This is a genomic window from Marinobacterium profundum (genome assembly GCF_001528745.1).
GTDB lineage: Bacteria > Pseudomonadota > Gammaproteobacteria > Pseudomonadales > Balneatricaceae > Marinobacterium_A > Marinobacterium_A profundum.
Genome location: NZ_BCNS01000098.1, coordinates 122,253 through 136,523, shown reverse-complemented (window position 1 = coordinate 136,523; position 14,271 = coordinate 122,253). Strand labels below are relative to the sequence as shown.

14 protein-coding genes are annotated in these 14,271 nt (G+C 53.5%); 5 read left to right on the top strand and 9 right to left on the bottom strand.

The window, feature by feature from the left end:
* Positions 1–574 precede the first annotated feature (574 nt).
* A complete protein-coding gene (locus tag MPRO_RS08610) occupies positions 575–1,051 on the top strand; it encodes an aminoacyl-tRNA deacylase (protein ID WP_067290420.1) in 477 nt (158 codons plus the stop codon).
* A gap of 21 nt (positions 1,052–1,072) precedes the next feature.
* Here the strand turns inward: MPRO_RS08610 and trxA are convergent, their stop codons facing one another.
* The 4 genes from trxA to MPRO_RS08590 form a co-directional block, all read right to left on the bottom strand.
* Positions 1,073–1,405 carry a thioredoxin gene (gene trxA / locus MPRO_RS08605; RefSeq protein WP_067290418.1) on the bottom strand — a complete coding sequence of 111 codons (333 nt, stop codon included), beginning with the start codon at positions 1,403–1,405 and terminating at the stop codon, positions 1,073–1,075.
* 23 nt (positions 1,406–1,428) lie between these two features.
* Entirely contained in the window at positions 1,429–2,613 is a 1,185-nt protein-coding gene (locus MPRO_RS08600; RefSeq protein ID WP_067290415.1) for an efflux RND transporter periplasmic adaptor subunit, read from the bottom strand.
* A gap of 227 nt (positions 2,614–2,840) precedes the next feature.
* Positions 2,841–3,023 carry a DUF3012 domain-containing protein gene (locus MPRO_RS08595; RefSeq protein ID WP_067290412.1) on the bottom strand — a complete coding sequence of 61 codons (183 nt, stop codon included), beginning with the start codon at positions 3,021–3,023 and terminating at the stop codon, positions 2,841–2,843.
* Between the two features lie 265 nt (positions 3,024–3,288).
* A complete protein-coding gene (locus MPRO_RS08590) occupies positions 3,289–3,876 on the bottom strand; it encodes a TetR/AcrR family transcriptional regulator (RefSeq protein ID WP_067290409.1) in 588 nt (195 codons plus the stop codon).
* A 125-nt stretch (positions 3,877–4,001) separates the two neighbouring features.
* Here MPRO_RS08590 and MPRO_RS08585 point away from each other — a divergent pair, with 125 nt between their 5' ends.
* The 4 genes from MPRO_RS08585 to MPRO_RS08570 all read left to right on the top strand — a co-directional run bounded on the left by MPRO_RS08585 (position 4,002) and on the right by MPRO_RS08570 (position 9,036).
* Positions 4,002–4,700 (top strand): glutathione S-transferase family protein, encoded by a 699-nt coding sequence (locus tag MPRO_RS08585; RefSeq protein WP_067290405.1) that lies wholly within the window; start codon positions 4,002–4,004, stop codon positions 4,698–4,700.
* A 10-nt stretch (positions 4,701–4,710) separates the two neighbouring features.
* Positions 4,711–5,400, top strand: coding sequence for a glutathione binding-like protein (locus MPRO_RS08580; RefSeq protein WP_067290402.1), 690 nt, complete (start codon positions 4,711–4,713; stop codon positions 5,398–5,400).
* A gap of 235 nt (positions 5,401–5,635) precedes the next feature.
* On the top strand, positions 5,636–6,523 hold the full coding sequence (locus MPRO_RS08575) for a fructose bisphosphate aldolase (RefSeq protein WP_067290399.1): 888 nt from the start codon (positions 5,636–5,638) through the stop codon (positions 6,521–6,523).
* 341 nt (positions 6,524–6,864) lie between these two features.
* On the top strand, positions 6,865–9,036 hold the full coding sequence (locus tag MPRO_RS08570) for a NosR/NirI family protein (protein ID WP_067290395.1): 2,172 nt from the start codon (positions 6,865–6,867) through the stop codon (positions 9,034–9,036).
* Between the two features lie 561 nt (positions 9,037–9,597).
* Here the strand turns inward: MPRO_RS08570 and MPRO_RS08565 are convergent.
* The 5 genes from MPRO_RS08565 to MPRO_RS08545 all read right to left on the bottom strand — a co-directional run bounded on the left by MPRO_RS08565 (position 9,598) and on the right by MPRO_RS08545 (position 14,085).
* The gene (locus MPRO_RS08565) at positions 9,598–11,268 is read right to left on the bottom strand and encodes a diguanylate cyclase domain-containing protein (protein WP_082708587.1); all 1,671 of its coding nucleotides are present in this window, start codon (positions 11,266–11,268) and stop codon (positions 9,598–9,600) included.
* A 461-nt stretch (positions 11,269–11,729) separates the two neighbouring features.
* Complete coding sequence (locus MPRO_RS08560) at positions 11,730–12,383, bottom strand: glutathione S-transferase family protein (RefSeq protein ID WP_067290392.1); 654 nt, start codon at positions 12,381–12,383, stop codon at positions 11,730–11,732.
* Positions 12,384–12,489: 106 nt separating this feature from the next.
* Positions 12,490–12,915 (bottom strand): GFA family protein, encoded by a 426-nt coding sequence (locus MPRO_RS08555; protein WP_067290389.1) that lies wholly within the window; start codon positions 12,913–12,915, stop codon positions 12,490–12,492.
* A 100-nt stretch (positions 12,916–13,015) separates the two neighbouring features.
* On the bottom strand, positions 13,016–13,762 hold the full coding sequence (locus tag MPRO_RS08550) for a GNAT family N-acetyltransferase (protein WP_067290386.1): 747 nt from the start codon (positions 13,760–13,762) through the stop codon (positions 13,016–13,018).
* A gap of 38 nt (positions 13,763–13,800) precedes the next feature.
* Positions 13,801–14,085, bottom strand: coding sequence for an SRPBCC domain-containing protein (locus MPRO_RS08545; RefSeq protein WP_082708585.1), 285 nt, complete (start codon positions 14,083–14,085; stop codon positions 13,801–13,803).
* Positions 14,086–14,271 lie beyond the last annotated feature (186 nt).

Genomic DNA, 14,271 nt, shown 5'->3' with positions numbered 1-14,271 from the left:
ATGACGCAGACGGGAGTTCATGGTCGAGTGTCTACGCACTGCAAGATATGGCGCAATCTGCAGTAACCTAACAGCAAGCGAAAAGGGGACTCTACCTAAGTCTGCAATGTGATAGGTACTGGAACATACGGCGAATCATTCGATCCGCGACTGAATAAGAGCAAACTGGGGTTATCCCACGGCAGCCATGATCAAGGCCCTGGAACATATGGCCAACCATTCGCTCATCGACTGATTGGCCGGTTGCAAGCACAAACCGCAAACGCAAAAAAAGCGCAGGGTTGCGGCCCGGCGCTTTTTTATCACTGTTGTCGCTATTAAAACCCGCTTGCACTGCGAAGCATCCCGACCTTTTTCAGGCGTGTCCGCGCATTGGCTCGCGATGGAGTTACCTGAGTGTACCAGGCCTGCGCCCGGCTTCTTCGGTTCAGATGATCCCGCTAAAGAACGGCACCTGCCAGCATCTTCCCATTATCCTCGCCGGCACCGGTCTGAACTAAACTTGAGATTATCCGCAGAGCACTGAGAAGACTGCGGGAGAAAGCGCAGGACCATTTTTTGCCGGAGCGAGATCATGCCCATAGCAGCGACCCTGACAGAGCAATTGCAGCGTTATGCGATTCTGTTCGAATCCCATCCCCACCCCTATAGCCCCTCATCAAGCGCCCGCATCGCGGAAGTGGCCCACGTGCCCGGCCATCAGCTCGCCAAGACTGTGGTGCTCAAGCGTAGCGACGACAGCTACCTGGTGATGGTGCTGCCGGCAGATCACCGCATCCAGCTTGGACGCCTGCAGCTGATGCTGGGCGAAAGAGTCGGCCTTGCCACCGAAACGGAAGTAAGGAAGCTTTTCCACGACTGCGACCCCGGCGCGCTCGTGCCCACCGGCGCTGCCTACGGAATCAAGACCCTGCTCGACCGCCGCTTACTGGCCGAATCCTGCGTCTTTATCGAATCCGGCGATCACCAAACACTGCTAAAGCTGCCCGGCCAGGAATTCTGCCGGCTCATGGCCACGGCCCAGCCGGTCGATGCCGTAAAACACCTGTAAGCCGGGTCCGAGAAAGCTGTTTTAACCAATCAAACGGCTGTCAAGCCAGGCGGTCAACTGTGCTGCCGGCAGTGCGCCAACCTTGGTATGCACTACTTCACCATCACGTAACAACATAAGGGTCGGCAGGCCGCGAATGCCCATATCACCGGTAATTTGCGGATTCTCATCAACATTCAGCTTCACAAAACGCACCTTGCCGGCATAGTCCTTCGCCAGGCTTTCCACCACAGGCGCTACATCCTGGCAGGGCTTGCACCAGGGTGCCCAGAAATCAACAACCACCGGCAGTTCGCTGGATAGAACCTCTTGCGCGAAGTTCGCATCGCCCACACTGTTTACATGCTCGCTCATCATTATTACTCCTAGGCGCTTAATTAATGCTGGTAGGCGACACTGGCGTCGCTCGTGGCGGCAAACGCTATATCCACCGGGGTGACGCTCATGCCAGGCATAACCCGCATCAGGCTATTGACCATCACCTTATCGCCGGCATTAAGGCCCTGTAGCACCAGGCGACGCTCGCCCACCGCAGCACCGAGCGTCACCGGGCGATAGGTCACGACATTGTTTTCATCGACCACATACACGTATTTCTGATCCTGATTGGTCCCCAGCGCACGCTGTTCAACCAGCAGGGCCTGACCCTGCACCGGCGCAGCAATACGTACACTGGCGAACATACCGGGAATCAGGGCGCCGTCTGGATTATCGAATAGCGCACGGGCACGAATGGTGCCGGTCTGGGTGGAAAGCCGATTATCAAATGCATGCAGCTCACCCTTGTAGATCACATCGTCGCCACCTGACAGGCTCAGCGTAACCGCCAGTGGGGTTTCGCTGCGGCTGCGAATCAGGTTCAGGTAGGTCTGCTCATCGACGTCGAATTCAGCATAAAGGCGGTCGCTGGAAACGATGGTCGTCAGTACCGGGCCATTGGCACCGCCTTCCACCAGATTGCCACGGGTCACTTCACTGCGGCTGATGCGACCACTGGTCGGTGCCTTGATATGGGCGTATTCCAAATCCAGCTGCGCCAGATCCAGCGCAGCCTGGGCTGCATTAACATCGGCCTGAGCGACGCGATAGTCATTGTTCACCGAATCGAACTGGCTTTTCGAGATAACCTTGCGGTATTCCAGCCCCTTGACCCGATCAAGTTCAACCCGGGCAAACTCGACCCTAGAGCGCGCCGACGTCAGGGCCGCTTTGGCGCTGGCAGTCGCAGCGGCATAAGGACGAGGATCAATCACATAAAGAGGATCACCGGCCTTCACCAACTCTCCTTCGCGAAACAATACCTGATCAAGGGCGCCACTTACCCTGGGACGGATCTGCACCACTTCCACAGCGGCAAGGCGGCCGGAAAATTCGCTCCAGATATTCACGGATTCAGGCTGCAGGGTCGCAACTTCTACCTCGGGTGCCACCGGTTTTGTCTGCGCCTCGACACCTGCGGCATGGGACTGCTGCGTATACTCAAAACCAGCCGCCCCTATTACCAGCAGGGTGGCCGTTGTCATTACGAGCGCGATGCGCCCTCTGCCCTTGCCGATACCCATTATTCACCTCCGCACAGCACGTTAACAACCGACAAACATACCGGTCGGTTTAATTGGAAGCAAGTTAACCATACCGGTTGGTATGCGTCAAGTGGAAAGCAATTTTGGGGAGGTAGGGGCTAGAGGCTAGAGGCTAGAGGCTAGAGGCTAGAGGCTAGAGGCTAGAGGCTAGATAACGGTATAAGCATGAGCCCGCCCTGAGCAAGGCGGGCGAATAGGCTGGCAGCTTATTTCAGGATGCAGGACTTGGCGAAATCGCCGGCGTCATTCACGGTCCAATCACCCTTGGGCTTTTCTTCCATCTGCTTGCACCAGGCTTCTGTGCCGACCTCGGGGCTGCAGCCTTGCAGCAGTAACAGCCCGCCGACAAAGAGTGCGGCAAGCACAGGGGTAGCGAGTGATTTAGGCATAAGCGGCACGCTCCATTGGATGAAAAGACACAGACGCCAGACTAGTCGTAACACCGGGCGACGTAAAGCGCGGGCGCGCTCTGGCGAGAGCTGTTTATGAGTGAATACGACAACAAGGCACACAAAAGGCGCTAAAGGTTCCCAGCAGATAAAACCGGGGCTAAGTTACCGCGATGAAACACTTAATACTCATAAAACGATACGTATCAAATATTATTAATACAGCCCCCAGCAAAGATGATTCCAGTCACCAATATGAACCCTGCTACGACCCAGCTGCCTGATCACAGCTATCCCAGGGTAACCAGGGCAGACCGCCTTTTACCGCGGCTAATAGCGTATCCCGGTCGCGCTCCAGATAACCGTACACACGGATACCGAACACATGCATCATCACACTGGTTGCATACTGGCGCGCCTGATCCTGCGGATAATCACGTTCTAAATACTGCGCATAAAGATCCTCAATTTCAGTGAGATAAGCACAGACGCGCCTGTGCAAATCACCGCCTGTGGCCGCCAGTTCAAGCTGACTTTTAACCAGAAAACAGCTGCAATAACCCGCCTTTTCCGAAGCCTCGATCATGCGTCGCAAGTGCTGGCAAATGCCTGCGCCCACGGATGGCGCAGCTTCAAGTATCTGGCAAAGCGCGGCCTGAGATTGGCCGGCATAATGCTCCAGCGCCGCCTGATACAAGCCCTCCTTGCTGCCAAAGGCCAGATAGAGACTGCCGGGCTTAAGACCCGTCGCCTGCACAACATTTTGCATGGAGGCGCCGCTAAAGCCCTTCTGCCAGAATAACTGGGTGCAATCCTGAATCACCTGTTCCCGATCAAACTGTACCCGTGCCATTGTCTCTACCGCCTGCTGTCATCAGGCTGCAGTATACCTTCTGCTTGAATGAATGTTCAAATTAACCTTGAACGATCATTCAAGCCGTGTTTGAATGCTTACTCAAGCCGACCCGGAGTCTTTCCATGATCAAGTACTTTTTTAACCGTGGCCCCAACCCACTGAAAATTTCCCTCTTTCTGGAAGAAACGGGTTTGCCCTACGAACTCGCGCCGGTCGACAGCATGAAAGGCGAGCAACATTTAGCCGCCTTTCTGGCCATCAACCCCAACGGCAAACTACCAGCCATTGAAGACGACGGCGTGCGGATATTCGACTCCACCGCCATTCTGCTCTACCTGGCTGAAAAAACCGGCCAACTGGGTGGTGATACCAAGGATCGCGGCGAAATGCTGTCCTGGCTGATGTTTATTGCCAGCGGTCTCGGGCCTTTCTCCGGCCAGGCCGTACATTTCAAGCACATGGCACCCGAAAAGCTGCCCTATGCCATCAACCGTTATGAGCGCGAAACCCAGCGTCACTACGAGGCTTTGGATGCGCACTTGAAAAACCGCCAGTACATCGTCGGAGACAGCTTCAGCATTGCTGATATTTCTGCCTGGGGCTGGATCGACAAGGCCAACTTCATACTGGGTGATAACGCCCTCAACAGCTACCCGAACATCAAGCAGTGGTTTGAGGGCATTAACAGCCGCCCCGCCGTTGCCCGCGCCCGGGATCTTGGCAAAGATATTGACTTCAAGTCCGAACGAGACGAAGTGGCCCTGCGCGCCATGTTCCCGCAGAATTACCCCAAAGTGTCCCGCAATACAGACCCGGCCTGAGGAGCACCTGATGCTAGATCTTTATTACTGGCCCACACCCAACGGTCACAAGATCACGATTTTTCTGGAAGAAGCCGGGATTGAATACCACATTCATCCGGTGGATATCAGTGCCGGTGACCAGTTCAAGCCCGAGTTCCTTGCCCTGTCGCCCAACAACCGCATGCCGGCAATTGTGGACAACCACCCGGATGATGGTGGCGATCCGATCTCGGTATTCGAATCCGGTGCCATCCTGATTTATCTGGCCGACAAGACAGGTCGCTTTCTGCCCACAGAGACCCGCGCCCGTAAAACGGCAATCGAATGGCTTATGTGGCAGATGGGCGGACTGGGCCCCATGGCGGGGCAGAACCACCACTTCGTGCAATACGCTCCTGAGCGCATTCCCTACGCCACGGATCGCTACGTCAACGAAACCAACCGCCTTTACGGCGTACTCAACAAGCGCCTGGAGGGTCGTGACTGGATCGCCGATGAATACTCCATCGCCGACATGGCCGCCTACCCCTGGATCAGGCCTCACGAGCGCCAGTTACAGAACCTGGATGACTTCCCGAACCTCAAGCGCTGGTTCGAGCGCATGCAAAGTCGACCGGCCGTGATCACAGCCTACGAAAAGGCCGCCCCCTGGACGAACCGCCCGACGGTAACTGAAGAAGGCAAAAAGCTGCTGTTCGGACAAACAGCGAAAAACTGATCCACACCTGTATCGCCTGTACCAAAAAAGGCCCGACTCACTGAGTCGGGCCTTTTTCGTTATTGAATCCACGATAGAGCCCAGTCCTCCTGGTGACTCATAACACCAGGGTCGAATCCTTCAACACCCTGCCATGCGGCAAAATGGCGGATTAGGCAGTATACTTTCACCCCTGTTTCGACTCCGATTCTTCGAACCGTAGTCTCCATCCAACCCACAGTGCATGGAAGGAATCATGAACCAGCGGCAACTCGACAAAGTACGTAACGAAGACGGCTTTATCGCCGCGCTCGATCAGAGCGGCGGCAGTACACCCAAGGCACTTCGCCAGTATGGTATCCCCGAAACCGAATATTCAGGCGATGACCAGATGTTCAACAAAGTCCATCAGATGCGCACCCGGATCATTACCAGCAAGGTGTTCAGCGGCAACCGTATCCTGGGCGCGATTCTGTTCGAGGACACGATGGACCGCGAGATCAGCGGCAAACCAACGGCGCAATATCTGTGGGAAGATAAGCAGATCGTGCCTTTTCTTAAAGTCGACAAAGGCCTGGCAGCACAGGAAAACGGCGTTCAGCTCATGAAGCCGATCCCTGAACTCGACGCCCTGCTCGACCGGGCACTGGCTCAGGGTGTCTTCGGTACCAAGATGCGCTCGCTTATCCTGCTCGCACAGGATGAGGGCATAGGCGCGATCGTCGAGCAGCAATTCGACGTCGCCAAACGCATCCTGGCCAAAGGACTGATACCGATTATCGAACCGGAAATCGATATTCACAGCCCCGACAAAGCACAGGCTGAGGCCATTCTGAAAAATCAGTTACTCGCGCAGCTGGATGCTCTCCCGCCGGGTCAGAACGTCATGCTCAAACTGACATTGCCTGAACGGCCCGACTTTTACAAAGAGTGCATTGAGCATCCTAACATTGTGCGGGTTGTCGCCTTATCGGGCGGCTATTCACGGGTGCAGGCCAATGAACGGCTCGCCCAAAACAATGCCATGGTGGCAAGTTTCTCCCGTGCCCTGACCGAAGGTTTAACGGCACAACAGTCTGAAGATGCGTTCAATGCCATGCTTGACACATCCATCCAGAGTATCTTCGACGCCTCTAAAGCGTAGCCATAAGCGCCTAACCTTTTCAGCGGTCGTGGTTGACCATGACCGTTGATTCCAGCACCGCTGTATCAGCGTTACATAATATCGATGGCCTGCACGCCTTATTCGCAGCGACAATGCGCCGCCGGAACCTTATGGCACCCATCTCGCGCGCCAGCACCACGCCTCTCGTCACAAAACAAAGCTTGCTCCAAATCGAGCCACACCCCAGATAAACGGGAAGGCTCGCACAGCTGTCTGAAAGTCGTAGTGCCAAAGTACCCCCTCAGCCTTCACAAGGTTGTATAACCGCTTAACCCGAATTTCAGCATTATTGATGGCTGCGATTGCTCGGGACAATAATAATGACGCTGAACTTCCTCGCTGGGCGCACTATTCTAAGAGGCTTGTTACCGGGCCTGCTGTTGCTGTTGGCCAGCTGCATTTTACCGGCGAGCCAGGCGAGCGCCGCTCTGACTCCGCAGATAGAAGCCGGTATTCAATCTCTATTCCCCAAGCTCACCCGTATTGGTGAACCTGAGCAAAACCCTGCGGTTATTCCTGTTTATCAGCTCAATGAACTACTGGGCTACGCCTTTGAAACCAACGACCTCACCAACCTGGCCGGTTTTTCAGGCGATCGGATCAACCTGCTTGTGGGGCTTGATACCAAGGGCACAATCTCGGGCTTAATGGTATTAAACCATCATGAACCCATCTTCCTGCACGGCCTGGGGGAGGAGCCCATGCACAGCTTCGTCAGCCAGTACGCCGGCCGTAAAATTTCAGACCGGATTATTATCGATAGCCGCTACGGCGGTACTGAAGATAACCAGAGCGGCACTGTATTCTTCGATGGCGTTACCAAAGCTACCGTATCGGTACTGGTGATCAACGATACGATACTATCCGCTGCGCTCAAGGTGGCCCGCGCCAAGCTGGAGGGTTTTGCACAGAGCGCTCCGGCGCGCGCCAGGGCGGATCATTACCAACCCTTGAGCTGGCAAGAACTGCTGTCACTGGGCTTGGTAAAGCGCTGGAAGCTATTGGTGGACGACGTAAACACCGAATTGCCCCAGCCTGTTGAAAGCTACCCTCAAGTAATGCAGGAAGCTAACCCAGAGGATCTGAAAGCCGGTGTATTTGCTGATATCTACTCGGCCTACCTTAATGCACCCAGTATCGGTCGCAACATCCTCGGCGAGGATGACTATCAGCGCTTGCTACAAACACTGCGCCCCGGTGAACACGCCATTATGGTGGCATCCAGTGGCCCCTTTCCTTTCCTTGAAGCGGATTTCAGACGCGGCACCGTTCCCCAGCGTATCGCGTTAACGCAAAATGGCTTGCCCGTGGATATACGCGATCTCGATTTTTATGATGAAACCAGTGCCTTCAGTCCGGATCAGAACACGGCCTTTACACAGGCACGGATTTTTCGGATCAAGGCCCAGTCCGGGTTTGATCCCTCCCAACCACTGGAGCTGCGGTTAAACCTCGAGCTAGCCCGTAACCACCTGATCCGCGACAACGCATCTTTCGGCGACAGCTATCAGCTGCCGTCAGAACTGTTTGAAACCATTGAAGTGACCGAAACCCTTAGCCCTGAGCCCCTCTGGGTGCGCCTGTGGAAAAGCCGCATCGCAGAGATCCTGCTGCTCTCGGTCGCATTAGTTATTGTGACCCTGATATTTGTTTTCCAGCATCGAATCAGTCATCAGTCGCAGCTGTTTCACCGCCTGCGCTGGGGCGTGATGCTGTTCACACTCTTCGTTCTGGGTATCTATAGCCAGGGGCAGCTGTCTGTGGTGAATATATTTACCTTGCTGCTATCGCTGCTCGATGGTTTTGATATTGCCGTCTTCCTGCTGGATCCGATTCTGTTTGTACTCTGGACCTATATATTCGTGACGCTGTTCCTGTGGGGGCGTGGCGTATTTTGCGGCTGGCTCTGCCCCTTTGGCGTGATGCAGGAGATCACCTCAAAACTGGCGTCGCTATTGAAGATCAAGCAGGTCAAGGTGGCGCCCCAGGTACACCGCTGGCTACAGAAACTGAAATACCTGCTGCTGGTTATTCTGGTGGCCGTGTCCTTCTATTCTCTGAGCCTGGCCGAACGGCTGGCCGAGCTGGAACCCTTCAAGACCTCGGTGACACTGCTGTTTGTGCGCAGCTGGCCGTTTGTGCTCTATGCCTTACTGCTACTGGCAACCAGCCTGTTCATTCATAAGTTTTTCTGTCGTTACCTTTGCCCACTGGGCGCAGGCCTGGCGATACTCGGCCGCTTTAGCCTGTTCAAGTGGCTGCACAGACGCAAAGAGTGTGGTTCGCCCTGCCAGCTGTGCAAGGTTCGCTGCGAGATCGATTCTATCAACCGGGATGGCTCGATCGATTATGATGAATGTGTACAGTGCATGGAGTGCATCGTCATACTGAATAACGGCGACCAGTGCGCCATTGAATTATCGACACAGAAAAAGCAGCGCAAGGCACAGGCCTACAACGCAACAGACGCAACTCTTATTGCCAGGGGCTAGAAGCTAGAAGCTAGACAGCAATCATTGCTAGCGCCCAACCCAGTATTGCCGCAGCATAAATCAGCCGCGTCGCGTTACCATGATTAATCCATGCACGCCTGGGTGTTCGCCGGCCTCGAAATATTCCTGTTTTAATGCCAAGTTCCGCTTCGATTCTTCGGCCTCTACTTATCAGATCGTCGTAAAGCTCTGAATTTCGTGTATCGTAAATCAGCAGACCTATAGTGACTATTAACCCGGTGGACAAATAGGTTCCCTCCCTATTTGCCCGTCACACCAGAACTCTTTAGCCTAAAAGAATGGGCGCAAGTGCATGGACTTGCTGGCCTTCTTGGGGGTGAATAGATGGCGTTCGCATTGGCCTGCGGCCAATGATGAAGCACCCCTGCTTCATGAATTAACCCGCCGGGTTAATAACACCGCCGACAAGGGCGGAAAAACAGGAGAATCCTGCAGTTCCGCTCTCACCGTCTGAGATCGATACTAATCAACGGGACCTTTAAATAGATATATAATGCCGAAACATATCCATATTTTATCGCCGCTTTTGACTGTTGAAATTCACGCCTCTTTATAATCTTTTTCAGACGAGAAAAAGTTAATGTGATTTCTGCCTGCCTCTTTAGCCGCATACATTGCGGTGTCGGCATTCTTCATTAAATCAACGTATGTATGTGCATCATCCGGGAACATGGCAATGCCGACAGATGTTCCTATCTGGATCACTTCACCTAGAATATCCATAGGTTCATTAATCGAGCTGACAACACGGTTAGCGACGCTCATAATCTCGTCTTTTCCTTTCGGATTGTCGAGGACAAATATAAACTCGTCGCCGCCCACGCGGGCCACGGTATCTGATTTTCGTACCAGTGCCAGCAGTCTTGCCGCAACCAGCTGCAACAGGTCGTCCCCGCCTTTGTGGCCAAACTGGTCGTTGACGAGTTTGAACCCATCAAGGTCAAGAAACATCAGCGCAAGACTGCACTGTTCACGATTGGAATGGATCAGTTTCTGATTTACCCGGTCCATCAGCAAGTTGCGATTGGGCAAGCCGGTCAAGGCATCGTGAAAAGCCAAATGTTTGATATGCTCATCTTTACGCCAAAGTTCAGTAATATCACTGAATACCGAAACATAACGCACAGGTTCACCGTCCACAACACGAACCATACTGATAGTCATGCGTACCAGATAAAGGTTGCCATCTTTACGACGGTTCCATATCTCGCCATTCCACCGCCCTCTTGTTTTGACCTCTTTCCACATTGAGGCATAGAATAGCTCGTCGTGCAGGTCAGAATAAAGAATACGTGGGGTATGTCCGATGGCCTCTCCGGCTGCAAAGCCTGTTATCTCAATAAAGGCCGGGTTAACCGACAAGATAACCCCATCAGCATCGGTGATCAGAACGCCATCGAGCGTATTTTCAAACACGCACGCGGCCAACTCGAGTTTAGCTTCTGTTTCCTTGAGAACAGTCACCTCGCTGGCCTGAATAGAAAATCCTTTAACAGTACCATCGGCATCAAAATCGGGAATATAGTGCCCGATGATATAACCCAGATTCTCGCTGGCTTTATTCAGCGTTCGCTCAAAGCGTTGCGGCTCACCGGCCAGAACTCCGCGGATGTGAGGCTCATTAAGGGCAAACAGGTGCTCACCCGTCAAATCCTGGAACCTCATGCCGATAACCTCCTCGGGAGACATTCCAAACCACTCATGGTAGGCATGATTAGCATAACGGCAGCGTAGCTCCCTATCCCAATAGCCGATCATGTTGGGCACGCAATCAGCGATTGATCTGATGAACTTCTCACGCTCGGTGGTGGCCATAGATTCGGATTCGGCCTGTTTGAGTGCCTTTCTATTGCGCTGCACGGCGTCGACAAGGTACGAGATAAAACTGCAGATAACAGCGAAAATAGCCATATCCACAAGATCAAGGTGATTCTCGATAAAAGGCTGCGCAACAAAGAGCGACCACACAAAGGTGACCGCAAGACAGGCAAGCACAGTTGCCAGCAAACCCGCGTAGAATCCTGCATAGAAGGCTACAGCGATCACCGCAGGATAGAATGTCAGCCAGGTGAGTTCCGACTCTAATGCTTGCAGCGGCCAAAGCCTCAGACCGGCGGCCAAGCTCACAAGTAAGAGTGCAGCGAGAACATGCTTGAGGTGTTGTGAAGTAACGACTGTTTCCACTCCCTGGCCTCGCTCAGTTGCGAACATTCGCATTCTTTCCCTAATGTACTGTTTCACTCCTGGAGGCGCTTTTAGCGAGTCGCCAGGCAGCTGGTCGCACGGCGCATTTTCGACGCCATAGTGGGCCTATCCCGAGGAAATGCAACACCGCCGACGGCCTCCTGGCGGCTCGCCCACAGGGAAATGGCCAATTCGCGCCCATCAGGGCGAAGCAGTACACCAGATACATATCTTTGGCTGTCATTGCACGAATCCTGATAGTAACCGCCACCAGAGGCATAGTGCAACGAACCAAAAACACAGATTCTTGTGCCGCTGGTTGACCACTGGTTAAATACCCACCTCAGCCACCTCATATAACATCTGGCTCAGCTCCGGCTTACTCAGCCAGATCACATTTCTGCGTTAGGCAGCACGAACTGATTATAACGGGCAGCCGAATTTGAAAGCACTACCGCCTAGCAGCCTGCGGTCGCAACGCCTGCAGTTTATTTCATCTTTGCGAGTATCTTCTGCTCTCGTGGCAAGAGGGCCTGCATCGTCGGCCGCGCCTTGATGCGCGCATAGAGGGCAGCAAGGTTCGGCCAGCGCTGCTCATTCAGGCATTCACCGCCGTGTTCCATATTGACCACCTGACAGGCAAAAGCCAGATCTGCCAGGCTCAGGCTGTCACCCACAAAGTACTGTGCGCTACCCAGCGTCTGCTCCAGATAATCAAAGTGCAGTGGCAGCTTTTCGTTCAATACCGCCTGTACCAGGTTCTCATCGCAGGGCAGGCCCTTGCTCGGGTTAAGAATGCGTTGCTGGAAAACAGCAAAGGTCGTCAGCGGGGACAGCTCGTAATCGGCATATTTTTCCAGCCAGCGCACTTTGGCGCTCTGTTCCGCCGTTTTTCCGAGCAGCGAAGTGAGATCCGGGTACTGGTCTTCCAAGTACTGGCAGATCACACCGGAATCGGCCAGCGCAAAGTCACCGTCCTTAATCGCCGGGATTCTCCCCAGCGGGTTGAGCTCCAGAAACCAGGATGGTTGATCGAACGGCAGCACAACTTCAAGCTCATAGCTCAGCCCCTTCTCCGCCAGGCACAGACACAGTTTGCGCACAAACGGAGAAAGCGGAGCACCATAGACTGTCAGACTCATCGTATTACCTTCATAACCATTGCTCACACATATAGCACGACGATCTCACCATGCCATTAATAAACATCAACATGGATGTTTATAATCTTCTAGATACCATATTCATCTAAAGCTGCGATGAAAAATGGGCATAGATCTCAGCCTCAGTCATCTCTGCAGTCTCGTTAGAGAAACAGTAATAATCCGGTTTCAGGTCACTGAAATACTGCATAGTCATTTCCAAGCCTTCAGTGGTTGGGAACAAGCCAACAGGCATATTATAAGTGCCCGTTTTTTTGAAGCGGCTAAACAAGTGCGTCCCACACTTGGAACAAAAACCACGTGAAGCCCAGGCCGATGATTCATATTCCTTGATCGACTCCTTCCCTTCGAACACAACATCGGTACCACACTGCAGCATAAACAGCGGACCACCACCCCAAGTCTGGCAGGAAGAGCAGTGACAAACGGTGAATTTGGGGTCAATATTCTTAACTCGTATTTTTACGCTGCCACACAGGCAATTTGCAACATTACCAACTGACTTCGACATTCTTTTGATCCTTGAGTCCGACCCTGTATATAACGTCATGCCTAAACCGCCGCTATTGAATGAGTGTTTACGTTAGCGGCAGCTGGCGATTGGGTATAGTCTAACCCCGTGTACTGTCTGATCTATTTCCCATCATCTCAGTCAATGAGGCCTTGGGGATATTACCGGCCGAAAAGTTTGAAGGTTTCAGCCAAGAGGCTAATTTTTGCCTGACTTCAGGCCATTCATCATCCAATATTGAGTACCAGGCGGTATCTCGGTTCTTGCCTTTAAAAATCATGTGATTGTAGAAGATGCCTTCAAACCTGAACCCTAGTCTTCTTGCAGCCTGTCTGGACCTTGTGTTGAGTGAATTGCAGCGCCACTGCATGCGACGATAGCCAAGATCATCCATCGCATGACACAGCATTAGAAATAGCGCCTCAGTTCCCGCGGGCGTTTTCTGCAGTTCGGGCCCAAACCAGATATGCCCGATCTCGATAACGCCGTTCTGTGCATTTATGTCCAGAAAGCTAACCTGACCACAGGCTCTGCCGGTCTCAATGGATCTAATTGTGTAGAAGATGGGATCAAAACTCGACGACTGAGCGCGCAAAGTCCCCTTGTAGCTGCTGACATCGCTCCAGGGGCCATAGTTCATGTAGTCCCAAATACGCAGCCCTGCTTCACTTGAGTGACCTGCCTCGTACAGCTCCTCAGCATCATACTGCGCGTTCTGCGGCTCAAGTTTTACATACTTTCCGGTCAACGGAATTCTGCCCGGAACCAGCGCAGGTGGAGGGTTCACTACTTCGGAACCCGAAAGGGGTCTTGGGTATAGTTGTTCCAGATCAGTCGTATCTGCCATTCTCACTCCGCAAACTCAGTCTGTTTTGGTCGTGCCGGCTAGCCGGGAATATCGGGCTCAACAAGATTGGCGAGCTGAGCCAGCGACTCCTGCCAGCCGAGATAGCACATCTCCAGCGGAATCACTGCCGGAATGCCCTCCTGCACTATATGAACATCTGTACCGCAGGAGACAGGCTGCAGCGATACCCTGACCTGCATCTCGCCCGGCAGGTTCGGGTCATTGAATTTGCCGGTGTATCGAATAAGCTCACCCGGCACCAGCTCCAGATATTCCCCACCGAAGGAGTGCTCATGCCCGCTCGAGAAGTTCACAAACGACATTTTGAAGCTCCCACCCCAAGTGTACAGCCTCGCCCTAATGGGTGCTTTGAGAGCCCACCAATTCGTGTCCGGCAAGGCGCCGTTCGCCGGTAATAGTGGGGCCCTTGCCAAGAGCGGCAACGCAGTGCACTAGTATCCATGTGCTCAACCTTGCAGACAAAGCCATAGGGCGGGAGCCACTTGGCG

Bases quoted from the DNA above. Each gene is read 5' to 3' on its own strand.
- MPRO_RS08610 (WP_067290420.1), top strand. From the start codon at position 575: ATGCCCATAGCAGCGACCCTGACAGAGCAATTGCAGCGTTATGCGATT.
- trxA (WP_067290418.1), bottom strand. From the start codon at position 1,405: ATGAGCGAGCATGTAAACAGTGTGGGCGATGCGAACTTCGCGCAAGAG.
- MPRO_RS08600 (WP_067290415.1), bottom strand. From the start codon at position 2,613: ATGGGTATCGGCAAGGGCAGAGGGCGCATCGCGCTCGTAATGACAACG.
- MPRO_RS08595 (WP_067290412.1), bottom strand. From the start codon at position 3,023: ATGCCTAAATCACTCGCTACCCCTGTGCTTGCCGCACTCTTTGTCGGC.
- MPRO_RS08590 (WP_067290409.1), bottom strand. From the start codon at position 3,876: ATGGCACGGGTACAGTTTGATCGGGAACAGGTGATTCAGGATTGCACC.
- MPRO_RS08585 (WP_067290405.1), top strand. From the start codon at position 4,002: ATGATCAAGTACTTTTTTAACCGTGGCCCCAACCCACTGAAAATTTCC.
- MPRO_RS08580 (WP_067290402.1), top strand. From the start codon at position 4,711: ATGCTAGATCTTTATTACTGGCCCACACCCAACGGTCACAAGATCACG.
- MPRO_RS08575 (WP_067290399.1), top strand. From the start codon at position 5,636: ATGAACCAGCGGCAACTCGACAAAGTACGTAACGAAGACGGCTTTATC.
- MPRO_RS08570 (WP_067290395.1), top strand. From the start codon at position 6,865: ATGACGCTGAACTTCCTCGCTGGGCGCACTATTCTAAGAGGCTTGTTA.
- MPRO_RS08565 (WP_082708587.1), bottom strand. From the start codon at position 11,268: ATGTTCGCAACTGAGCGAGGCCAGGGAGTGGAAACAGTCGTTACTTCA.
- MPRO_RS08560 (WP_067290392.1), bottom strand. From the start codon at position 12,383: ATGAGTCTGACAGTCTATGGTGCTCCGCTTTCTCCGTTTGTGCGCAAA.
- MPRO_RS08555 (WP_067290389.1), bottom strand. From the start codon at position 12,915: ATGTCGAAGTCAGTTGGTAATGTTGCAAATTGCCTGTGTGGCAGCGTA.
- MPRO_RS08550 (WP_067290386.1), bottom strand. From the start codon at position 13,762: ATGGCAGATACGACTGATCTGGAACAACTATACCCAAGACCCCTTTCG.
- MPRO_RS08545 (WP_082708585.1), bottom strand. From the start codon at position 14,085: ATGTCGTTTGTGAACTTCTCGAGCGGGCATGAGCACTCCTTCGGTGGG.